We start from the raw sequence: 20,136 nt of genomic DNA on the forward strand, positions 1-20,136 counted from the left end.
CTCTTAATGGCGAGGGGCGGGTTTACCGTGTTTCACCCGTAAGGGTTCGAGCAATTCGGACAGGCCGTTGCTGTCGATTTCCTGCATTAACGCCAGCAAACCGCCCAGCTCGCCGTGGGGGAAACCTTCACGGGCAAACCAATTCAGGTAGGGGCCGGGCAGGTCGGCGATGATCCGTCCCTTGTATTTGCCGAAGGGCATTTGGCGGGTGATCAGCAGTTCGAGTTTTTCGGGGTTCATGGGGTTTCAGGCAGATGAGTCGAGAGTTTGGAAAATACAGGCATTCTGCATGAAGGCCAAATGACAGATCATGCAAATAACGTACATACAGATGGTTCAATAATTCGTAAATTATTGATAATTAACGATTAAGTAGTTTGATAAAACCTGGCACGGGCGCTGCAATCAATAAGACAACCTTCTTAACCCGCACAAGGAATTAGAAAATGACTGACATCAATAAAGAATCGATCTCCGTTCTCAACGACCTGATCGAGACCAGCAAAGACGGCCAGAAAGGTTTCGCTACTTGTGCTGAAGACATCAAGCACCCAGAGCTCAAAGCGCTGTTCTTGAAACGCTCCGCTGATTGCGCATCCGCCGCTGCCGAACTGCAAACGGCAGTACGTGCATTGGGTGGCGATCCGGAAGAATCGGGCAGTGTGGCCGGTGCGTTGCATCGTGGCTGGGTCGACGTGAAGTCGTTGGTCACCGGTAAAGATGAAGAGGCCGTGCTGAACGAAGCCGAGCGCGGTGAAGACCACGCACTGAAGGCTTACAAAGAAGCCATCGAGAAGATCAACAAGCATAACCTGCTGGGTATTCGTGACCTGGTGGAGCGTCAGTTCCACGGTGCGCAACGCAATCACGATCAGGTGAAAGCGCTGCGTAACCAGGCTCGCGCTCAGTCGTAAGCCCTACGCTGTAAATGCTGTAAAAAATGTGGGAGGGGGCTTGCTCCCGATAGCGCAGTGACAGTCAAAATATCTATGACTGACCCACCGCTATCGGGGGCAAGCCCCCTCCCACATTTGGATTTGTATGGCTCTTTGGATCGAGATCAGCCGATGGTAATCGGTGGCAATTCGGTCAGTTCAACAACCTGTTGCTTACGCGGCGCCAAAATCTCTGCCTCACCATCCACCACCAACTCATCACGCTGGTTAAACACCCGAGTAGCGATGCGCACGCGAAACTTCGGCAGTTTCTCAAGGATTTCCAGGCGCACGGTCAGGGTGTCGCCGATCTTCACGGGCTTCTGGAAGCTCATCTGCTGGCCGATATAGATAGTGCCCGGCCCAGGCAGCTCGCAGGCCACGGCCGCGCTGATCAGGGCGCCGCTGAACATGCCGTGGGCGATACGCTCCTTGAACATGGTCGCCTTGGCGTATTCGGCATCCAGGTGCACCGGGTTGTGGTCACCGGACATGGCGGCGAACAGCTGGATATCGCGCTCTTCAACCAACTTGCTGTAGCTGGCGGTCTGGCCGACTTCGAGGGCTTCGTATGGGGTGTTGGTTACCTGGGTCATCTTAAAGGTGCATCCTGTGGCTAATCGGTAATTATCGGCCGATTTTAAACGGCTGATTTCAAAAGAAAAGTTATTCGCAGCGAGCCGGCCTGCGCAAGGTCAGGGCCTGGTCGAGCCACGTCAATACATCCCCTGTGACTTGATCACGGTTGGTTTCATTGAACACTTCGTGACGCGCCTGCGGGTAGATCGTCAGTTGCACCTGCTGGCAGCCGGCGTCGCGCAGGGCATTGGCCAGGAGGGTGAGACGCTTGCCTTCACTGACCGGATCACATTCGCCGCCGGTCACCAGGATCGGCAGGCCGGGGTCGATCTGCGCGAGATTGGACGCTTTGCTGATTTGCTGCAAGCCGCCCAGCAGGTCGATCCACAGTTGGTTGGTGCATCGAAAGCCGCACAGTGGATCGTTGATGTACGTGTCGACCTCATCCGGGTCACGGCTGAGCCAGTCGAATGCGGTGCGGTTGGGCTTGAACGCTTTGTTGAACGAGCCGAACGACAGGAAGTCGATCAACGCGCTGCGCCCACGCAGACCTTGGCGCGCGCGCTCGACCCGGGCGATCACGCGTGCAGCCCGGTAAAGCGCCACCGGCTGGAAATTCGAACCGCTGAGAATCGCCCCATCCAGGCTGGCGCTGTGGTGCAGCAGGTAGGCCTGGGCGATATAGCTGCCCATGCTGTGGCCCAGCAAGATGATCGGCAGCCCCGGCTGCTGCTGGCCGATGTGCTGGTTGAGGCTGGCCAGGTCGCCCACCACTTTGTTCCACCCATCTTTTTCGGCGTATAGGCCCAGGGTGCCCTCGTCGGCCGTGCGGCCGTGGCCGCGTTGGTCCGGCGCATACAGACCGTAGCCCGCAGCGCACAAGGCTTCGGCCAGGCGCCCATAGCGCCCGCTGTGCTCGGCCATGCCATGGGACAACATCACCAGGGCCTTGGGCTTGCCCTGCGGCATCCATTGGTTGACGTAAAGGCGACTGCGGTCATTGGCAGTCAGCCAGAAGGTGCTGTGGTCCATGGCGGCGGCTCCTTTGCTCGGGGTGGTTGCAGTGTATAGCGCATCCCACGAAAAGCGCCTGATCAACCCTAGGCCGTGTAGGAAGATTCACGCAATCAATGACGCTCTTTCCAGTATTTGCCTGTTTAGCCATAACTGCTAACGTCCCCAAAGCTCCGCTTTCTATGCGGCCGGACACACTCAGGTAAGAGGACAAGAATAATGCAACCTGATTTCTGGAATGACAAACGCGCGGCGGGCGTTCCCAACGAGATCGACCTGACGGCCTACAAGTCGGTGATCGAAGTCTTCGAGCGGTCCTGCAAGGCCTTTGCCGACCGTCCGGCGTTCAGCAACATGGGCATCACCCTGACCTACGCCGAGCTTGAGCGCCAGAGCGCGGCGTTCGCCGGCTACCTGCAGCAGCACACCGACCTCAAGCCGGGCGAGCGCATCGCCGTGCAAATGCCCAACGTGCTGCATTACCCGATTGCCGTATTTGGCGCCCTGCGCGCCGGGTTGATCGTGGTCAACACCAACCCGCTGTATACCCCGCGTGAGATGCGCCACCAGTTCAAGGATGCCGGCGTGCGTGCGCTGGTGTACCTGAACCTGTTCGGCTCGCGGGTGCAGGAGGTGTGTGCCGACACCGAGATCGACTACTTGATCGAAGCCAAGATGGGCGACTTCATGCCCGCCGCCAAAGGCTGGCTGGTCAACACCTTGGTCGACAAGGTGAAAAAGATGGTCCCGGCCTACAACCTGCCACGCGCGGTTTCGTTCAAGCGCGCTCTGCGCATGGGCGCGGGCCTGGGCATTACCCGTCACCCGGTAACCCTCGATGATATCGCCGTGCTGCAATACACCGGCGGCACCACCGGCCTTGCCAAGGGCGCGATGCTGACCCATGGCAACCTGGTGGCCAACATGCAGCAGGTGCGCGCGTGCATGTCCCAGACTGGCGAGGACGGCCACCCGCTGATCAAGGAAGGCCAGGAGGTGATGATCGCGCCGCTGCCGCTGTACCACATCTATGCCTTCACCGCGAATTGCATGTGCATGATGGTCTCCGGCAACCACAACGTGTTGATCACCAACCCGCGGGACATCGGCGGCTTTATCAAGGAGCTTAAAAAGTGGCGCTTTACCGGGCTGCTGGGGCTTAACACCTTGTTTGTAGCGTTGATGGATCACCCCGACTTCAAGACCCTGGATTTCTCCCATCTCAAACTCACCAACTCCGGCGGCACGGCGTTGATCAAGGCCACCGCCGAACGCTGGGAGCAAATCACCGGCTGCGCGATAGGCGAGGGCTACGGCCTGACAGAAACCTCACCGGTGGCCAGTACCAACCCCTATGGCAATAAATCGCGCCTGGGCACCGTGGGTATTCCGGTGCCGGGCACCGCGATGAAGGTGATCGATGATCAAGGCGTCGAACTGCCCATGGGCGAGCGTGGCGAGTTGTGCATCAAGGGCCCGCAGGTGATGAAGGGCTACTGGCAGCAACCGGAGGCTACCGCCGATACGCTGGATGCTGAAGGCTGGCTGAAGACCGGCGACATCGCGGTGATCGATGAGGATGGGTTTATTCGCATCGTCGACCGCAAGAAAGACCTGATCATCGTCTCGGGCTTCAACGTGTACCCCAACGAGATCGAAGACGTGGTGATGGCCCACCCGGCAGTGGCCAACTGCGCGGTGATCGGCGTTCCGGATGAGCGTACAGGGGAGGCGGTGAAGCTGTTTGTGGTGGCGCGTGCCGAAGGGGTGAGCCTTGAGGAGTTGAAGGCCTACTGCAAGACCAACTTCACGGGGTACAAGGTGCCCAAGCATATTGTGTTGAGGGAGTCGTTGCCGATGACGCCGGTGGGCAAGATTTTGCGCAGGGAGCTGCGCGACATCGCCTGATGTGAAATGCGGTTAAAAATGTGGGAGGGGGCTTGCTCCCGATTGAGGTGTAACAGTCACCGGATGTATCGACTGATTCACCGCTATCGGGAGCAAGCCCCCTCCCACATTTGTCTTGCGTTGTTCTGAGGGGCCTATTCCAGAGCCTTTTACTGAAGAGTTCCAGCGTCAATTAAACTGTGACCAAATATTGTCCTACAGTCGTGTTTATGACTGTGGGCCCCTCTTTTGGCTCTAGGCGGCCCTTGGCAAAGCTGCTACTCTCGGCGCGCTTTGTGACGTCTAGGCCTGCTTGAAAGCGCCAGATTCACCCTAAAAGACATACACCAATAATAATCGCATCAAATGCGATGAAGAATTCGCGTCGCTGACGTCGCTGAGGAGTGGGCTTCCATGAACGAAGACTTTTGGAAGGATAAGTACCCGGCCGGGATTGCTCCAGAGATCAATCCAGACGAGTATCCAAATATTCAGGCGGTACTTAAACAGTCCTGCCAGCGCTTCGCCAACAAACCGGCTTTCAGCAACCTGGGCAAAACAATCACCTACGGTGAGCTGTATGAATTGTCCGGCGCCTTCGCCGCGTACCTGCAACAGCATACCGACCTCAAGCCCGGCGATCGTATCGCCGTGCAACTGCCCAACGTTTTGCAATACCCGGTCGCTGTGTTCGGCGCCATTCGTGCTGGCCTGATCGTGGTCAACACCAACCCGCTGTACACCGCGCGGGAAATGGAACACCAATTCAACGACTCCGGCGCCAAGGCGCTGGTCTGCCTGGCCAACATGGCCCACCTGGCAGAAAAGGTCGTGCCCAAGACCGCCGTCAAGCATGTGATCGTCACCGAAGTTGCCGACCTGCTGTCGCCGTTCAAGCGCCTGCTGGTCAACAGTGTCATCAAGTACGTGAAGAAAATGGTCCCGGCGTATCACTTGCCCAAGGCGATCAAATTCAATGACGTGCTGGCCAAGGGGCACGGCCAACCGGTCAGCGATGCCAGCCCGGTGAGCAGCGATGTTGCAGTGTTGCAGTACACCGGCGGCACCACCGGCGTGGCCAAGGGCGCGATGCTCACCCACCGCAACCTTGTGGCCAACATGCTGCAATGCAAGGCACTGATGGGCTCCAACCTCAACGAAGGCTGCGAGATACTGATCACGCCGCTGCCGCTGTACCACATCTATGCGTTCACCTTTCATTGCATGGCGATGATGCTGATCGGCAACCACAACATCCTGATCAGCAACCCGCGTGATTTGCCGGCGATGGTCAAGGAACTGTCCAAGTGGAAGTTCAGCGGCTTTGTCGGGCTCAACACCTTGTTTGTGGCGCTGTGCAACAACGAGGCATTCCGCAAGCTGGACTTCTCTGCGCTGAAAGTCACCCTGTCGGGCGGCATGGCCCTGCAACTGGCAGCGGCTGAGCGTTGGAAGGCCGTGACCGGCTGTGGTATCTGCGAAGGCTACGGTATGACCGAAACCAGCCCGGTGGCCACGGTGAACCCGATCCAGCATATCCAGATCGGCACCATCGGCATTCCGGTGCCGTCCACCGTGTGCAAAGTGATTGCTGATGACGGCACCGAACTGCCACTGGGTGAAACCGGTGAGCTGTGTGTCAAGGGCCCCCAGGTGATGAAGGGCTACTGGCAGCGCCAGGACGCTACCGACGAAATGCTCGACAGCGAAGGCTGGCTCAAGACCGGCGACATCGCGATCATCCAGCCGGATGGCTACATGCGCATTGTCGACCGCAAGAAGGACATGATCCTGGTCTCGGGCTTCAACGTGTACCCCAATGAGCTGGAAGACGTGCTGGCGGGCCTGCCGGGCGTGCTGCAGTGCGCGGCCATCGGCGTGCCGGACGACAAATCCGGGGAGATCATCAAGCTGTTTATCGTGGTCAAGCCGGGTGCGACCCTGACCAAAGATCAGGTGATGGAGCACATGCGCGCCAATGTCACGGCGTACAAAGTGCCCAAATCCGTGGAGTTCCGCGATGCGTTGCCGACGACCAACGTGGGCAAGATCCTGCGGCGGGAGTTGCGGGATGAAGAACTGAAGAAACTCGGTCTTAAAAAGTAACGCAATCTAAATGTGGGAGGGGGCTTGCCCCCGATGGCGGTGTATCAGTCACCAGATGCAGTGACTGACACTCAGCTATCGGGGGCAAGCCCCCTCCCACATTTTTTGACCGAATTCTTATAGGGCGAAGTGGGCGAAGCTTACGTTAGCACCGGCAGGGCGTACGTCCTTGAGGAACGAATCCTTATCCGCGCTCAGCTCCAGCGTAATTTCCGGCTTGCGCTTGTTGGCATTGCGCACCACCAACCCTTCGATGTGCTCACGCAGGAACGCCGTCGGCACCTTCAGGTGCAGCAACTGGTCGGTCTCGGCGTTGTGCATCAACAAGTGAATCCACTCGTACTGGCCCACCGCAATACGGCCCAGCGGCAGGTCGAACCACCAGATGTTGCGCTTGTGGTCCAGGTCGGTGAAGTGGCAGTTGTTGACGCCGAGTACGGCACCGCCCAGTTCGGTATTTCTGCGGGCGATGGCCTGTGCTTTATTGAGTTTCATAACCTTCCTACGGGATCTGTTATTCAGCGTTATAGCCTGAATGTGCCGGGCATTCTCGTGGGTTGGCTGCAAAACATAAAGCCAAACCTGCGACGGGCGATGAAATGCCGCCTGAAAATAATTGAAACTCTGCCGAATGCCCCTGGGTCAATCTCTAGGTAATGACCAAAAACCCTTGATTGTTCTTCTGGAGAAATACCATGGGCAGCACAGCGGATAAGGCAAAAGGTTTGGCAAACGAAGCTGTAGGCAACATCAAGCAAGGTGTCGGCAAAGCGACCGACAACACCAAGCTTGAGACCGAAGGCAAGATTCAGGAAAAGAAAGGCGAAGCTCAGCAAGCCGTCGGCAAGGCCAAAGATGCGGTAAAGAAAACCATCGACAAGGCCTGACCCGGCTGACTGCGAATGCGCAGCCACGCGGCCATCCACGGATGGCCGTTTTTGTGTCAGTGGCTGTAATTAAAGTTTGGAAATTGTTTCGAGGTCGTCAAATAGGCTACCTTGAGGTAGAAAACGGCCCCTGAGTCGCCCACGAACCTGTCCTTTTTGCGGCGAAAGGAGACGCTATGATTTTTCCGGTCCTCGATGGCCTCAAGCTTCACAAAGTGCTGGTGCGCACCGTCAAGGAATTTGTCGACGACGAGATGCCCACCTACGCCTCGGCGCTGGCTTACCAGATGCTGTTTTCCCTGTTTCCCTTCCTGCTGTTCCTCATCGCGCTGATTGGCTTCCTGCACCTGCCGGACTTCTTCACCTGGCTGCGCCTGCAATCAGAACTGGTATTGCCGCCCCAGGCGCTGGAGCAGGTCAACCCGGTAATCGACCAGTTGCAGCAATCCAAGGGTGGTCTGCTTTCGGTCGGTATTGTGATCGCGCTGTGGACGGCCTCGGCCGGTGTGCGCCTGATGATGAGCGCCATGAACGCCGCGTACGACGTAGTCGAAGGCCGGCCGATCTGGAAGCGCTTTCCGCTGTCGATCTTCTACACCGTGGGCATCGCCGGCATGCTGCTGGCCGCCGCTGCACTGATGGTGCTGGGCCCGCAAGTGATGGAATGGCTGGCCGGGCAGATCGGCATGCAGGAGTTCGTAGTGACCCTGTGGACCATCGTGCGCTGGCCGCTGATCGTGATCCTGCTGATGTTTGCCGTGGCCCTCATGTACTACGTGATGCCCGACGTAGAACAGAAATTTCGCTTTATCACCCCAGGCTCCGTGCTGGCGGTGGTGGTGTGGATCGTCGCGTCCCTGGGGTTTGGCTACTACGTCAAAACCTTCGCCGACTACAACGCCATGTATGGCAGTATCGGTGCGATCATCGTTTTGCTGCTGTACTTCTATATTTCTGCCGCTGTGTTGCTGCTGGGCGCGGAGATGAATGCGGTGATCGAACACATGTCCGCCGAGGGCAAAGACCCTGGTGAAAAAGAGTTCGATGAACCCGGCCACACCGATGAAAAACAGCACGTCTCAGGCTTAGGTCGAGACCATTCCAAGCCCACTACCGATGAAGTCTGATCGATGATCCGTGAAATCCTGAAAATGGGCGACGAGCGCCTGCTGCGTATCGCGCCACCGGTACCCCCGGAAATGTTCGACAGCCCCGAGCTGTGGCAACTGATCGATGACATGTTCCAGACCATGGAGCACGTGGGCGGCGTCGGGTTGGCCGCACCGCAGATCGGCGTTGACCTGCAACTGGTGATCTTTGGTTTCGAGGCCAGTGAACGCTACCCGGACGCGCCGCCGGTGCCGCAGACCATCTTGATCAACCCACTGATCACGCCGTTGAGTCCGGTACTGGAAGAGGGCTACGAAGGCTGCCTGTCCGTGCCCGGCCTGCGTGGCGCGGTGGAGCGTTACCAGCAGATTCGCTATGAGGGTTTCGACCCCAAGGGCGAGCCGATTGTGCGGATTGCCGATGGTTTTCATGCGCGGGTGGTGCAGCATGAGTGCGATCACTTGATCGGCCGGTTGTACCCGTCGCGGATTACCGATTTCACCAAGTTCGGGTTTATTGAAGTGATGTTCCCGGACATGGACCCAACAGCTGACGAGTAACCTTCAGACACAATGGAGTTTAAATGTGGGAGGGGGCAAGCCCCCTCCCACATTTAGTCTGCATTTCAAGTTGGGTTATTGGGTTGGTTTGACAAACCGCAACGTCATCCGATCCGATTCGCCAATCGCCACATACCTGGCCTTATCCTGCTCCCCCAGCTTCAAGGTCGGGGGCAATGTCCACACACCCGCCGGGTAATCCTTGGTGTCCTTCGGGTTGGCATTCACCTCACTTTGGCCCGCCAGCTTGAACCCGGCATCCGTTGCCAGCTTCACCACCTGCGCGGTGGTCAGATAGCCGCTGTCCTTGATCGCTTCGAGGTCGGCACCGTCTTTGGCCCGGTGATCTTCCACACCCAACACGCCACCGGGTTTGAGCACGCTGTAGAACGCCTGGAAGGTCGTCGACGCCGTATCCGCCGCGACCCAGTTATGCACATTGCGGAACGTCAGCACCGCGTCCGCCGAACCGGGCTTGCCAAACACCGGTGCCTTGGGATCGAACTCCACCACCTGGGCCTGGCCATACCGCGTCGGGTCAGCCGCAAATTTCTTTTTCAGGTTCTCTTCGGACGTACGCGCATACGCACTGCTGCTCGCCGCCTGAACAGCAGCGATGTAGTGCCCATGGTCCTTGAGCAACGGCGACAGCACTTCGCTGTACCAACCGCCGCCGGGGGTGATCTCGATCACCGTCTGTTTGGCGCCCAGGCCAAAGAATTCCAGGGTCTGCTGCGGGTGACGATAGCCGTCGCGGGCACTGTTGGCCGGGTCGCGCCAGCTGCCGGCCAGTACGCTTTGGTACTGCTTGGCGCTGATGGGCGCGTCGGCGGCCTGGGTGAACGTGGGGAGGAGGAGGGCGGTAAGGGACAGCACTGCAAACGTCGTTTTCATGATCATCCGAAAAGTGGGCCACTGTGCCGCCGAGGCTAGCACGGGCCCTCTCTCGGCCGATCACACATTATCTAAGGACGACCTCACCAAAGGTTCTAAGCCCATCGCGATCATGGGTTTGTTGCGCTTGTAGCGCACCAACCGCTCGCTGAGGGATTGTGGCAATAGCGTGTCCTGGGTGAAGCCCATGCGCTGGTACAACGTTTCCAGATCCGGATGGCACAGCAGCCATGTCGTGCCTTGCACCGACGCGAGCGCTTGAAGAATCAACTTCGCCGCCAACCCTTGGCCGCGATAGGCCGGGTCTACAAATACCCCCGTCAACCATTGCCCACCCACCACCGGCGTCAGGCACAAGCCGGCGACAATCTCGCCCTCGCGCGCCACCCACAAATGCCCGCCCTTGAGCGCCTTCATCGACGAGTTGTGGTTGCGGTAAAACTTGTTCAGCAGCGGCCACAGGGGCTCTGCCAGCAGATCGATGGTCAACTCGGGCATGGTGTTCAGGCAGCGTGATGGAGGGGCGGGGATTATAAGCGCCTTCTGCCTGGCAATAGGTGGTATACCCACTGCTACATCCCCTTACAGTGGAGTACGCATCATGGCCAAAGGTATGGATTCAAAGAAAGCCGCGAAGAAAAAACCGGCAAAGACCGCCGATGAAAAACGCGCCGACAAGAAAGCCAAGAAAACCGAGAGCGGTTTGTTCGGCCATTGAGTTAAACCTTTAAAACCAGGCATCCGCAAGATTTCCCGCGCCCCAGCACCGCGCGGGAAACATCACCCAAAGGGTGATCGCATTTCAGGTCATTCAGCTTCGGCAGCCAACGCAGCAATCACTGCCGAGCGCTGACCGACTCGTTGTTGAAACCCATCCAGTGCCGGCCATTCACTCAGGTTAATGGAGTGGAAAGCGGCCCAGCGCAGCACCACAAACAGATACGCATCCGCCACCGAATACTGCGCGCCCAGCAGATAATCCTGGCGTTCCAACGTCTGCACCAGCACCGCAAAACGCTTAAACAGCGTGGCCTGGAACATCGCCCGCACATCGCCCTGAATCGCGCCGTTGAAGAACACCGCTAACCCGCCATGAATCTCGGTGGCGATGAAGTTCAGCCATTCCTGCAACCGCACGCGCTCCCAACTGCCATTGGCCGGGGCCAGGTTGGCTGTGGGTTTAAGGTCGGCCAGGTATTGCAGGATCGCACTGGCTTCGGTCAGTACCTGGCCGTTGTCCAGTTGCAGTGCCGCCACGTAACCCTTGGGGTTGATTTGCAGGAAGTCCTCGCCGTTTGCGGTGATTTTCTTTTGGTTGTCCACCCGCACGAGCTCGAATGGCAGCGCCAATTCCCGCAGCACAATATGAGGGGCGAGGGAGCAGGCGTGGGGGAAGTAATACAGTTTCATCTCTGGCAATTCCTGATCGTGGGAGAGGGGATTTGCGCCAGTCTCGCGGCCATGGCACCGTGCGTAAAATTAAACCTTCAGCCCCCTGCCATAAGGACAGCTACTGTCATGATGAACCTGATGCACTGGCGCTTGCTGGTGGCCGTGGCTGATCACGGCAGCATCACCGCTGCCGCCGAACGTGTGGGCATGACCCAATCCGCCGCCAGCCAGGCTATGGCGGGCATGGAGGCGACGTTGGGCGCGCAGTTATTCACCCGGGAGCCGCGCAAGACGTTGCCCACTGCACTGGGGCTCAGTGTGATCGAACAGGCGCGGGTGATGCTCGGCGCCCTTCAGGCGATTCGCAGCACGGTGGACGATGCCAAGCCCACCCTACGTGGGACGCTTCGCATCGCCAGTTTCCCCATGGTGTTGGCGACGTTCCTGACCCCACTTTTACAGCGTTTCGCGCAGCTGTATCCCGGTATCGAGGTCACCACCCTGGATGTCAGCGATAACGAAGTGCACACCTTGCTCAACGCCGATTTGATCGACCTGGGCGTGGTGCTCAACCCCAAGCCTGAACAAAACGCCACGGTGCTGGGCCGCGATTTCTGGATGGCGGTGCTGCCAATACACCACCCCTTGGCGCAACGCCCGGCGGATGCAACGGTGACGCTGGCCGAACTGCTCGACCAATCTTTCGTGCTCGCCACTGGCGGGTGCGTTGCCAATGCTCGCAGCCTGGGCGCCACTGCCGGGCTGACCCTGCGGGACATCCGCGTGGAGGTGCGTGAGTGGAGCAGCGCCTACAGCCTGGTGCGCGAGGGTGTCGGCGTGACCCTGGTGCCGGAAATGGCGTTGCCGGTGCAGCGCAATGGCCTGCGTGTGATGCCGTTGACGGAGCCGCTGCATCGGGAATTCGCCTTGGTCGGCGCCCCGACCCGATCACCGTCCGTCGCCACCCGTGCATTGTTAAAAATGCTGGCTGACTAGTGACCTTGCATAGCGCCAAGCCCTGTCTATGCTCACCCAGAACCGTTGATGACGCTTGGCATATAAAGCGATTCGGATGGTTGTTTCCCCATAAATGAATGGAATGCGCCTTTTTGGCGCCGGGAATCAAGGGTGATCTGACCATGTTCAACCTCCACCACAAAGCCGACCTGCAAGAAATCGAACGTTTCTCCTGCGCCCTTACCGAATCCAACGCCAAACTCGCCGCCATCAGCCGTTCCATGGCGATGATCGAGTTCGACCGTCATGGGGTGATCCTCGACGCCAATGACAACTTCTGCAAAACCATGGGCTACAGTGCCGATGAGATCCGTGGCAAGCACCATCGGGTGTTCTGCGAAGAGGCCTACACCCATACCGAGGAATACGCCAAGTTGTGGCGCGACCTGGCGCGGGGCGAGGCCATCAGTGGCACGTTTATGCGCCTGAACAAGCGCGGTGAAGAAGTGTGGCTTGAAGCCAGCTACATGCCGGTGCTGGACAGCGAAAAACAGGTGCAGAGTGTCATCAAGGTGGCGTCGGACATTTCGGCGCGGGTTCACCACGAACACGAAAACCAAAGCCTGATCGATGCCATCAGCCGGTCCATGGCGGTGATCGAGTTCACGCCCCAGGGGCAGATCCTCAACGCCAACGACAACTTTTTGCGCACCGTGCAATATTCCCGCGAAGAAATCATCGGCCAGCACCACAGTATGTTTTGCCATCGCAGCGAAGTGGAATCGCCGGCCTACAAGGCGTTTTGGGCGTCCCTCAACCGCGGCGAATACCACTCGCACCGTTTCGAGCGCAAAAACAAATACGGCAAGACCCTGTTTCTGGAAGCGTCCTACAACCCGATCTTCGACACCAACGGGCGCCTGTACAAAGTGGTGAAGTTCGCCAGTGACATCACCGATCAGGTGACCACCCTGCGCAACGCCGCCGATTCCGCCCACGCCACCTCCGTCCAAAACGACGCCTGCGCCCGTAAAGGCTCGGAGGTGGTGCAGCAAACCGTGCAGATTATCGAAGAGATTTCCCACGACCTGAACGAGGCGGCCAAGAGCATCGATGCGGTAAGCAAACAGTCCGACATCATCGGCGCGATTGTGCAGACCATCCGCAGCATTGCCGAGCAGACCAATATGCTTGCGCTCAACGCCGCCATCGAAGCCGCGCGGGCCGGTGAACATGGGCGTGGGTTTGCCGTGGTAGCCGATGAAGTGCGCACCCTCGCGGCCCGCACCAGCCAGGCCACGGTGGAGATTGTGGACGTGGTGCGCAAGAACCACGACCTGTCGCTGAGTGCGGTGTCGAGCATGCAGTCGAGTTTGAGTCGCACGGGGCTGGGGGTGGAGTTGGCGAACGAGGCGGGGCAGGTGATCCTGGAAATTCAGGAAGGCTCACGGCATGTAGTCGATGCGATTGGCCAGTTCAATTCGACGTTGCAACTGCAATAACTCTATCAATGTGGGAGCTGGCTTGCCTGCGATACAGGCACCTCGGTGCTTCAGATGTACCGAGGCGATGCAATCGCAGGCAAGCCAGCTCCCACACAAGCCTGCTTTCACATTGGATCAGTGCTGTGGCTTAGATCGCTGCCAGGGTTTCTTTAACAGTGTGCGCTGGGTCAGTGGCTTTGGCCGTTAGCTGCTGCTCTTGCTGTTGTTTCACACGGTCGGCCACTTGCTTGGAAATCGCGTCCTGCTTTTCCTGGGACATGTTCTGCACATCCGCCTCGGTCAAACCTTGCTCCTTGAGCAACTGCTCACGAATGCGTTCGGCTGGGGATTTGCTCATGTAGTCGGTGAACTCGGAGCGCGCCGCAGACGTGGCACTGGTGGCCGGCACATCGGTCGTGCTGGCCTGCAACTGCACACGGGTTTTGGCGAAGGCTTCGTCGATACGGTCGGCGGCCTTGTCCAATGCCTTCTGCGCAGCCGGCACGGTCACGCTTTGCTGCGCCGCTTGCAGGGCACCGCTGTACAGCGCGCTGGCAGCGGCGTTGGCCGGGTCCATGTCGGAGCGCTTGAGTTGCTGCACGGTGGTCACGGCTTGGGTGTTGTTGTTAACCAGCATGATCGGTCACCTGTGGAAAAATGCATGTGCCACAGGTGGAGCAAATAGCGTGCCGGGCAGCAAGTGCCCAGTTTTGTTAGGGGGGAGTGACCGCCGCGGCAAGACTTGTCCCGCCGGCGGCCATCCGTTGCCGTCAGTGGGCGATATTATCCAGCGCCAGGTTACGCGTACGCGGCCCGAACCAACTGATGGTGATCATTACGATCAACATGCTGCTGGCGATAAACGCCAGCACGCCCGGCGTGCCCAAGTGTTCGAGGATAAAGCCGATCAGCAGGCTGCTGAACACCGTCGACAAGCGGCTGAACGAATAGCAGAACCCCACTGCCCGCGCACGAATATTGGTGGGGAACAGTTCGCTCTGGTACGAGTGATAACTGAAGCTCAGCCAGGCATTGCAGAAAGTGATCATCACCCCGCAAATCACCAACCCCACCGCCGTGGTTTGCAGGGCGAACAGGCTGCCGAAGACCATCGCGCCCAGGGCTGAGCCGACGATCTGCCATTTGTTTTCAAAGCGGTTGGCTACCTTCACAAACAACAACGGCCCCAGTGGGTAGGCAAGGGTGATGATGAAGGCGTAGAGCAAACTGTGGGTCACGCTGACACCCTGGCCCGACAGCAACGCCGGCAGCCAATTGCCGAAGCCGAAGAAGCCGATGGCCTGGAACACATGGAACACGATCAGCATCAAGGCGCGGCGGCGGTATGGCGGTTGCCAGATATCGGCAAAGCGCCCACTGCCTTGCACGCTGACGGCTTCTGGTTCCGGCTCATCCAAGGGTTTGCCGTGGTCCTTCTGGCAGCGCGCCTCAAGGTTATCCATGATCGCTCCGGCTTCGTTGAAGCGACCTTTCTGTGCGAGCCAGCGCGGTGACTCCGGCAGGCGCTTGCGCAGTTGCCAGATAAACAGCGCAAATACCGCACTGCTCAACACCACCCAACGCCAACCGGATACGCCGAACGGCGCTTGGGGCACCAGCCACCACGACATCAGCGCCACCGCCGGCACCGACAGAAACTGGATAAAAAACGCAAAGGCGAATGCCGAGCTGCGCATGCGCTTGGGCACCAGTTCCGAGAGGTAGGCGTCGATGGTCACCAGTTCAATCCCCAGGCCAATGCCCACCAAAAAGCGCATGCAGATGATGCCTATGGCGGAGGTCTGGATGCCCATTAGCACCGTAGCGACGGTGTACCAGATCAGCGCAAAGGTGAAGATCGCTCGCCGCCCGAAACGGTCGGCGATGGGGCTAAGTAGGCTGGCACCGAGGAACAGACCCAGAAACGTCGCCGAGGCAAATGCAGCCTGGTCGGAGAAGCCGAAGACGCCCTCCTTGCCGAGATGGAAGATGCCATCGCTGATCAGGCCGGGGCTGATGTAGGCGGTCTGGAACAGGTCATACAGCTCGAAAAAACCGCCGATGGACAGCAAAGCCACCAGGCGCCAGACGGTGGCGACGGCAGGCAGGCGATCAATGCGCGCGCTGATATGGGCGGCACGTATCGGGTCGATGCCGTCGGTGGCAGAGGCGGTGAGAGTGGACATGGTGGGAGATTCCGGGGGCAGTGACCTGGAATCTTAGCTGGCTAACGGAAATCGGTGTTTGTGAAGTTGCAGGCAGCGGGCTGTATTTTTGCTGATTTATTGCGTAAAGCCCCTACGATTCAATGAATTATGGCGTAGGGGGCCACATGAGAGACGTTACGCGTGGCGTCCAGGCCCACCAATCTTCAACTCGCCTTGAGTCACGTGCAGCGGGTCTTCCTTCGGTGGGACGTCTTCAGACGTGAAGGAGAAAGTCGCCGTGACTTGCTGATCCTCCACATTGAACTCAGTGAGGCTCAGCGTCCCCGTGCTGGGCTGGTAAGTCCATGGCGTCGAGCCTTGAGCGAGGTAGTAAGAGACCTTAACTTTGCCCTTGTTATCGGCAAGATCATAGTTGCCGGGTGGCGTGCCTTTAGCAAACTCAAAGCTGACCATGCGATGTTCTGTACTGATCCTGGCGTCTATAAAAACAGCCTCTGGGAAGTCGTGGAGTTGGATGTCAGCTGATTTGAACTCTCCAGTCGGATGGCTGATCTGTGCTGCTACCGAGCCATGGACGGGCAATGACTTCAAGGCCTTTGATCGATCATTAGTCATAACGGATATCTCTGAGTGGGCTAAAGGCACTTCCAGATCTTTTCGCGCTCAGTTAAACGGCGGCCAAGGGCAGCGTCTACTGTCAAGGTTGACAGTTGACCGGTGATATTCGATAGGCGGCTAATCCCGCGTCCAGCCGGGTAACCAACTTAGTCAGTAATAGGAATCTCAAAGGTCCGGAACGCATCATCCTGGGGGTGGTAACCCAGCACCCGCGTAGTTTCGCTCAAGTCCAGGCGCTTGAAGCGGTTATTGGAAATACCGTGGGCGATCAGGTGTTTCACGCCCTCGGCTTCCACTGAGCGTTGCAGCAAGTGCACCGCATCGCGGGGGCTGAGCCAGGCGCTGAGGTCGCGGGCGTTGTTGAGGTCGTGGGTTTCGGGGAATTCGAAGGCGCCGATGCGCAGGGCAATGGTCGACAGCGGCGTTTTGGCGGCGTAGTAGCCACACAGCGCCTCGCCGTAGCATTTGCTCACGCCATACAGGTTGGCGGGCATCACCTGCATGCCGGGCGTGATCTGGCGGTCTACCGGGTAGCCTTCGATGGTTTGCGCGCTGCTGGCAAACACCACGCGTTTGACCCCGGCGGCCACGGCAGCTTCGAACAGGTAGGTGGTGGCGAGGATATTGTTGGGCAGCAGTTCGTCGAACGACGCGCTGGCGTGAGGGATGCCCGACAGGTGCACGATCACGTCGATGCCATCGAGCAGGGCGGCCAGGCTGGATTTGTCGCTGAGGTCGGCCTGTACGAAACGGTGTTCGCCGAGGGCGAAATCCGGCGCGATGCGGTCGGTGAGGGTGAAGCGGTAGCGGTCGTTCGAGGTTTCGAAAAACGTCTTGCCGATTCTGCCGCAGGCGCCGGTTAGCAGTACCTTGAGTCCTTTCACGGTGTCGTCCTTGTGATTAGTTATGGCCATCGAGGGCAAAGGCCTGGAAGCCGGGGCGGTGGCTGAGGCGCTGGTAGTACGCCTCGACAGCGGGGTAGGGCGGGTGCGGTAGCGGCGCGTTGCGCCAGCGGTGCACCGACAGGCCGACGAGGATATCGGCCAGGGTGAATTCATTGCCGGCTACGTAGGCGCCGGTTTTGATCAGCTGTTGTTCGAGCAGGCCCATCTTGTCGTTCCAGGCTTGTACACCGGCCTGGATGCGCTGCGGGTCTTGGTAGTCGGGGTTTTGACGTACCAGTGCGTGGAACGCGTAGCCCCAGGATGGGTTGAGCTCGGTGGCTTGCCAGTCCATCCATTGTTCGACGCGGGCCCGCGGCGCGGGTTCGGCGGGGAGCAGGTCGTGGCGCTCATAGAGCCCGACCAGGTAACGGCAGATGGTATTGGACTCCCACAACACGCCGTGGTCATCGATTAATACGGGCACTTGGGCATTGGGGTTCAGCGCCAGGAACTCGGGGGATTGGGTGGGGGTGTAGCCGATGCCCCAGTCTTCGCGGTGATAGTCGATGCCCAGCTCCTGGCAGGTCCACAGTACTTTTCGTACGTTGATGGAGGACGTGCGGCCCAAGATTTTCAGTGAATGTCCCATGGTGCTTCCCTGGCAGTCGAGAGCAGCCAATCTAGCAGGGGCAGGAAGTTACGGCGATGTTTCCAAGTGGGCACAGTAAAAAATGTGGGAGGGGGCTTGCCCCCGATTGCGGTGGGTCAGTCAATAGGGTTGGTGACTGTTACACCGCTATCGGGGGCAAGCCCCCTCCCACATTTTTGACCGTGCTCGGCTTTAGAGGGTCAGGTGCTTTCGCGAATCTGGAGTTCAAACCCCATATCCACCACCGGCTTTGCCACCTTGTTACCCGCCATGATCGTCAACAAATGCTCCGCTGAACGCCGCCCAATCGCCTCACGTGGCGTACTGATGCTGCTCAAGCGCGGCACCATGAAGGACGAAGAGGGCAGGTCGTTGAAGCCCAGCACCGCCACACGTTCCGGCACCTTGATGCCATGGCGCATGGCTTCCAGCAAAGCGCCCTGGGCCAAGTCATCGTTGCCGAAGAAGATCGCATCCACATCGGGATGAGCGGCCAACAACTGCAGAAACAGTTCGCCACCCAGCCCAACAGAGGACGGGCGCGGCGTCAAAACTTCCAGTGCCGGGTCGTACAGGCCGGCCTGTTGCAGCGCCCGGCGGAAGCCTTCGCCACGCAACAACGTGCGCTGATCCAGTTGTGCACCTATATAAGCCAGGCGCTTGTGCCCACGCGACAGCAAATGCGCAGCTGCCGTTTCCCCCGCTGCCAATTGCGAAAACCCTACGCAGTTCACCCCGGCATTGGGGTCGAGGTCCATCATGTACACGCACGGCACATTGCTGGCCTCGACCATTCGTCGGGCGCTTTCGGTGCGGTCGAAGCCGGTCAGCAGCAAACCCCGTGGCTGGTAGGCCATGTAGTTGCGCAGCAGGTTTTCTTCTTCGTCACGCGAATAGTGGGAGTTGCCGATCAGCACTTCGAAGCCTTTAGGCCGCAGCACCTGGTGGATGGCTTCGAGGGTTTCGATAAACAGCAGGTTGGACAGCGACGGCACGATCACCACCACCGAATGGCTCTGGGCCGAGGCCAGGGCGCGGGCGGCGGGGTTGACCACGTAGTTGAGTTCGCTGGCGGCCTTTTGCACTTTTTCCACCAGTTCGGTGGCCACGGTGCTGATGCCGCGCAGGGCGCGGGAGGCGGTAATCGGGCTGACGCCAGCCAGGCGGGCGACTTCGTTGAGGGTCGGGCGACCCGTGGTGCGTAATTTTTTATCGTTCTTGGAGGTCATCAGGCGGCTTGCCAAACAAAAATCGAGGCACTAAGGTAGCGCTGTCTCCAAAAGGCTGCAAATTCTTGAATTTCGGGTTGCCTGATCCGGGTTCAAACGCTTGGAGCGGATGCACGCGTCACTCCATAAAAAAAGACAAGACGGCGCGGGAAAAGCCTGTTTTTGCACTAGCCTTACAGCGTGCAAAGGTAGCGCTATCTGCGTCCTGAGGTGTTTCATGAGTCAACCTGTTACTGCCCTGGTCATCATGGGTGTTGCTGGCTGTGGCAAGACCAGCGTCAGCGAAGCCGTGTGCCGCCTGAACGGCGCCACCGCCATTGAAGGCGACAGCTTCCACCCCGCCGCGAACATCGAAAAGATGAGCGCCGGCCACCCCCTCAACGACGACGACCGCGCCGGCTGGCTCGACATCCTCTGCGATGAACTGCGCCGCTCGCTCAAGGCCGGGGAACACCCGGTGCTCACCTGTTCAGCCCTCAAGAAGAAATACCGCGACCACCTGCGCGAAGCCGCGCCGGGCCTGGGTTTCGTATTTTTGGAGCTGACCCGTGAAGTCGCCTCTGACCGCGTGTCCCATCGCCCCGGCCATTTCATGCCGGCAAGCCTGATAGACAGCCAGTTCGCCACCCTTGAATCGCCCGTGGGCGAGCCGCTGACCCTGGCCCTCAACGCCAGCGTCGACAGCATCGAGCAATTGGCCGAGCAGACCCATGCCTGGTGGCTGCAACACGGCTTCGAACCTTCCAAGTAATTTTTTGCCAGAAAAGATAGCGCTATCTGCGG

General features: G+C 58.9%; 21 protein-coding genes and 2 pseudogenes. 10 read left to right on the forward strand and 13 right to left on the reverse strand.

Annotation, left to right across the window (positions count from 1 at the left end; all coding sequences use genetic code 11):
- Window positions 1-3: 3 nt before the first annotated feature.
- The gene (locus tag ICY20_RS20305; protein WP_159955681.1) at window positions 4-240 is read right to left on the reverse strand and encodes a DUF3820 family protein; all 237 of its coding nucleotides are present in this window, start codon (window positions 238-240) and stop codon (window positions 4-6) included.
- Between the two features lie 206 nt (window positions 241-446).
- Here ICY20_RS20305 and ICY20_RS20310 point away from each other — a divergent pair, with 206 nt between their 5' ends.
- The gene (locus ICY20_RS20310) at window positions 447-914 is read left to right on the forward strand and encodes a ferritin-like domain-containing protein (protein WP_159955683.1); all 468 of its coding nucleotides are present in this window, start codon (window positions 447-449) and stop codon (window positions 912-914) included.
- Window positions 915-1,060: 146 nt separating this feature from the next.
- On the opposite strand, the gene ICY20_RS20315 is transcribed toward ICY20_RS20310, so the two are convergent.
- Together ICY20_RS20315 and ICY20_RS20320 are read right to left on the reverse strand one after the other, a co-directional pair.
- Window positions 1,061-1,531, reverse strand: a complete 471-nt coding sequence (locus ICY20_RS20315; RefSeq protein WP_159955685.1) for a MaoC family dehydratase — start codon at window positions 1,529-1,531, stop codon at window positions 1,061-1,063.
- A gap of 70 nt (window positions 1,532-1,601) precedes the next feature.
- Window positions 1,602-2,546 carry an alpha/beta hydrolase gene (locus tag ICY20_RS20320; protein WP_159955687.1) on the reverse strand — a complete coding sequence of 315 codons (945 nt, stop codon included), beginning with the start codon at window positions 2,544-2,546 and terminating at the stop codon, window positions 1,602-1,604.
- A gap of 201 nt (window positions 2,547-2,747) precedes the next feature.
- On the opposite strand from ICY20_RS20320, the gene fadD2 reads away from it, so the two are divergent.
- Both fadD2 and fadD1 read left to right on the forward strand, forming a co-directional pair.
- The gene (gene fadD2, locus ICY20_RS20325) at window positions 2,748-4,436 is read left to right on the forward strand and encodes a long-chain-fatty-acid--CoA ligase FadD2 (RefSeq protein WP_159955689.1); all 1,689 of its coding nucleotides are present in this window, start codon (window positions 2,748-2,750) and stop codon (window positions 4,434-4,436) included.
- A gap of 393 nt (window positions 4,437-4,829) precedes the next feature.
- Window positions 4,830-6,521: a long-chain-fatty-acid--CoA ligase FadD1 gene (gene fadD1 / locus ICY20_RS20330; RefSeq protein ID WP_194938443.1), complete on the forward strand. Its 1,692-nt coding sequence runs from the start codon at window positions 4,830-4,832 to the stop codon at window positions 6,519-6,521.
- Window positions 6,522-6,638: 117 nt separating this feature from the next.
- On the opposite strand, the gene ICY20_RS20335 is transcribed toward fadD1, so the two are convergent.
- Complete coding sequence (locus tag ICY20_RS20335) at window positions 6,639-7,016, reverse strand: hypothetical protein (RefSeq protein ID WP_194938444.1); 378 nt, start codon at window positions 7,014-7,016, stop codon at window positions 6,639-6,641.
- A gap of 200 nt (window positions 7,017-7,216) precedes the next feature.
- Here ICY20_RS20335 and ICY20_RS20340 point away from each other — a divergent pair, with 200 nt between their 5' ends.
- The 3 genes from ICY20_RS20340 to def all read left to right on the forward strand — a co-directional run bounded on the left by ICY20_RS20340 (window position 7,217) and on the right by def (window position 9,078).
- On the forward strand, window positions 7,217-7,408 hold the full coding sequence (locus ICY20_RS20340; protein WP_159955696.1) for a CsbD family protein: 192 nt from the start codon (window positions 7,217-7,219) through the stop codon (window positions 7,406-7,408).
- A 176-nt stretch (window positions 7,409-7,584) separates the two neighbouring features.
- The gene (locus tag ICY20_RS20345) at window positions 7,585-8,535 is read left to right on the forward strand and encodes a YihY/virulence factor BrkB family protein (protein WP_159955698.1); all 951 of its coding nucleotides are present in this window, start codon (window positions 7,585-7,587) and stop codon (window positions 8,533-8,535) included.
- Window positions 8,536-8,538: 3 nt separating this feature from the next.
- Window positions 8,539-9,078 (forward strand): peptide deformylase, encoded by a 540-nt coding sequence (gene def, locus ICY20_RS20350; RefSeq protein WP_159955700.1) that lies wholly within the window; start codon window positions 8,539-8,541, stop codon window positions 9,076-9,078.
- A gap of 75 nt (window positions 9,079-9,153) precedes the next feature.
- Here the strand turns inward: def and ICY20_RS20355 are convergent, their stop codons facing one another.
- The 3 genes from ICY20_RS20355 to gstA all read right to left on the reverse strand — a co-directional run bounded on the left by ICY20_RS20355 (window position 9,154) and on the right by gstA (window position 11,382).
- Window positions 9,154-9,972, reverse strand: a complete 819-nt coding sequence (locus ICY20_RS20355) for a class I SAM-dependent methyltransferase (protein WP_194938445.1) — start codon at window positions 9,970-9,972, stop codon at window positions 9,154-9,156.
- Window positions 9,973-10,032: 60 nt separating this feature from the next.
- On the reverse strand, window positions 10,033-10,470 hold the full coding sequence (locus ICY20_RS20360) for a GNAT family N-acetyltransferase (RefSeq protein WP_159955704.1): 438 nt from the start codon (window positions 10,468-10,470) through the stop codon (window positions 10,033-10,035).
- A 309-nt stretch (window positions 10,471-10,779) separates the two neighbouring features.
- Window positions 10,780-11,382: a glutathione transferase GstA gene (gene gstA, locus ICY20_RS20365; protein ID WP_194938446.1), complete on the reverse strand. Its 603-nt coding sequence runs from the start codon at window positions 11,380-11,382 to the stop codon at window positions 10,780-10,782.
- Between the two features lie 108 nt (window positions 11,383-11,490).
- On the opposite strand from gstA, the gene ICY20_RS20370 reads away from it, so the two are divergent.
- From ICY20_RS20370 to ICY20_RS28490, 3 genes and pseudogenes are all read left to right on the forward strand, one after another.
- Window positions 11,491-12,360, forward strand: a complete 870-nt coding sequence (locus tag ICY20_RS20370) for a LysR family transcriptional regulator (RefSeq protein ID WP_159955708.1) — start codon at window positions 11,491-11,493, stop codon at window positions 12,358-12,360.
- A gap of 143 nt (window positions 12,361-12,503) precedes the next feature.
- Window positions 12,504-13,280: pseudogene (locus ICY20_RS28485) on the forward strand (PAS domain-containing protein); the annotation flags it as partial.
- 123 nt (window positions 13,281-13,403) lie between these two features.
- Window positions 13,404-13,823 (forward strand): annotated as a pseudogene (locus tag ICY20_RS28490) (methyl-accepting chemotaxis protein); the annotation flags it as partial.
- Between the two features lie 130 nt (window positions 13,824-13,953).
- Here ICY20_RS28490 and ICY20_RS20380 read toward each other — a convergent pair.
- The 6 genes from ICY20_RS20380 to gntR all read right to left on the reverse strand — a co-directional run bounded on the left by ICY20_RS20380 (window position 13,954) and on the right by gntR (window position 19,356).
- Window positions 13,954-14,442, reverse strand: coding sequence for a hypothetical protein (locus ICY20_RS20380; RefSeq protein ID WP_194938448.1), 489 nt, complete (start codon window positions 14,440-14,442; stop codon window positions 13,954-13,956).
- Between the two features lie 133 nt (window positions 14,443-14,575).
- Window positions 14,576-15,991, reverse strand: coding sequence for an MFS transporter (locus tag ICY20_RS20385; RefSeq protein ID WP_194938449.1), 1,416 nt, complete (start codon window positions 15,989-15,991; stop codon window positions 14,576-14,578).
- A 156-nt stretch (window positions 15,992-16,147) separates the two neighbouring features.
- Window positions 16,148-16,588, reverse strand: coding sequence for a hypothetical protein (locus ICY20_RS20390; protein WP_159955716.1), 441 nt, complete (start codon window positions 16,586-16,588; stop codon window positions 16,148-16,150).
- Between the two features lie 149 nt (window positions 16,589-16,737).
- A complete protein-coding gene (locus tag ICY20_RS20395) occupies window positions 16,738-17,475 on the reverse strand; it encodes an NAD-dependent epimerase/dehydratase family protein (RefSeq protein WP_194938450.1) in 738 nt (245 codons plus the stop codon).
- Window positions 17,476-17,491: 16 nt separating this feature from the next.
- Window positions 17,492-18,124 (reverse strand): glutathione S-transferase family protein, encoded by a 633-nt coding sequence (locus ICY20_RS20400; protein WP_194938451.1) that lies wholly within the window; start codon window positions 18,122-18,124, stop codon window positions 17,492-17,494.
- Window positions 18,125-18,324: 200 nt separating this feature from the next.
- Entirely contained in the window at window positions 18,325-19,356 is a 1,032-nt protein-coding gene (gene gntR, locus ICY20_RS20405) for an HTH-type transcriptional regulator GntR (RefSeq protein ID WP_194938488.1), read from the reverse strand.
- Window positions 19,357-19,570: 214 nt separating this feature from the next.
- Here gntR and ICY20_RS20410 point away from each other — a divergent pair, with 214 nt between their 5' ends.
- The gene (locus ICY20_RS20410; protein ID WP_159955724.1) at window positions 19,571-20,104 is read left to right on the forward strand and encodes a gluconokinase; all 534 of its coding nucleotides are present in this window, start codon (window positions 19,571-19,573) and stop codon (window positions 20,102-20,104) included.
- Window positions 20,105-20,136 lie beyond the last annotated feature (32 nt).

Origin of the sequence: Pseudomonas pisciculturae, from assembly GCF_015461805.1 — a bacterium.
In the GTDB taxonomy this organism is placed as follows: Bacteria; Pseudomonadota; Gammaproteobacteria; order Pseudomonadales; family Pseudomonadaceae; genus Aquipseudomonas; species Aquipseudomonas pisciculturae.

Bases quoted from the DNA above. Each gene is read 5' to 3' on its own strand.
- ICY20_RS20305 (WP_159955681.1), bottom strand. From the start codon at position 240: ATGAACCCCGAAAAACTCGAACTGCTGATCACCCGCCAAATGCCCTTC.
- ICY20_RS20370 (WP_159955708.1), top strand. From the start codon at position 11,491: ATGATGAACCTGATGCACTGGCGCTTGCTGGTGGCCGTGGCTGATCAC.
- fadD2 (WP_159955689.1), top strand. From the start codon at position 2,748: ATGCAACCTGATTTCTGGAATGACAAACGCGCGGCGGGCGTTCCCAAC.
- ICY20_RS20320 (WP_159955687.1), bottom strand. From the start codon at position 2,546: ATGGACCACAGCACCTTCTGGCTGACTGCCAATGACCGCAGTCGCCTT.
- ICY20_RS20400 (WP_194938451.1), bottom strand. From the start codon at position 18,124: ATGGGACATTCACTGAAAATCTTGGGCCGCACGTCCTCCATCAACGTA.
- ICY20_RS20390 (WP_159955716.1), bottom strand. From the start codon at position 16,588: ATGACTAATGATCGATCAAAGGCCTTGAAGTCATTGCCCGTCCATGGC.
- ICY20_RS20335 (WP_194938444.1), bottom strand. From the start codon at position 7,016: ATGAAACTCAATAAAGCACAGGCCATCGCCCGCAGAAATACCGAACTG.
- ICY20_RS20410 (WP_159955724.1), top strand. From the start codon at position 19,571: ATGAGTCAACCTGTTACTGCCCTGGTCATCATGGGTGTTGCTGGCTGT.
- ICY20_RS20380 (WP_194938448.1), bottom strand. From the start codon at position 14,442: ATGCTGGTTAACAACAACACCCAAGCCGTGACCACCGTGCAGCAACTC.
- ICY20_RS20345 (WP_159955698.1), top strand. From the start codon at position 7,585: ATGATTTTTCCGGTCCTCGATGGCCTCAAGCTTCACAAAGTGCTGGTG.
- ICY20_RS20315 (WP_159955685.1), bottom strand. From the start codon at position 1,531: ATGACCCAGGTAACCAACACCCCATACGAAGCCCTCGAAGTCGGCCAG.
- ICY20_RS20310 (WP_159955683.1), top strand. From the start codon at position 447: ATGACTGACATCAATAAAGAATCGATCTCCGTTCTCAACGACCTGATC.
- fadD1 (WP_194938443.1), top strand. From the start codon at position 4,830: ATGAACGAAGACTTTTGGAAGGATAAGTACCCGGCCGGGATTGCTCCA.
- ICY20_RS20385 (WP_194938449.1), bottom strand. From the start codon at position 15,991: ATGTCCACTCTCACCGCCTCTGCCACCGACGGCATCGACCCGATACGT.
- ICY20_RS20340 (WP_159955696.1), top strand. From the start codon at position 7,217: ATGGGCAGCACAGCGGATAAGGCAAAAGGTTTGGCAAACGAAGCTGTA.
- def (WP_159955700.1), top strand. From the start codon at position 8,539: ATGATCCGTGAAATCCTGAAAATGGGCGACGAGCGCCTGCTGCGTATC.
- ICY20_RS20355 (WP_194938445.1), bottom strand. From the start codon at position 9,972: ATGAAAACGACGTTTGCAGTGCTGTCCCTTACCGCCCTCCTCCTCCCC.
- gstA (WP_194938446.1), bottom strand. From the start codon at position 11,382: ATGAAACTGTATTACTTCCCCCACGCCTGCTCCCTCGCCCCTCATATT.
- ICY20_RS20360 (WP_159955704.1), bottom strand. From the start codon at position 10,470: ATGCCCGAGTTGACCATCGATCTGCTGGCAGAGCCCCTGTGGCCGCTG.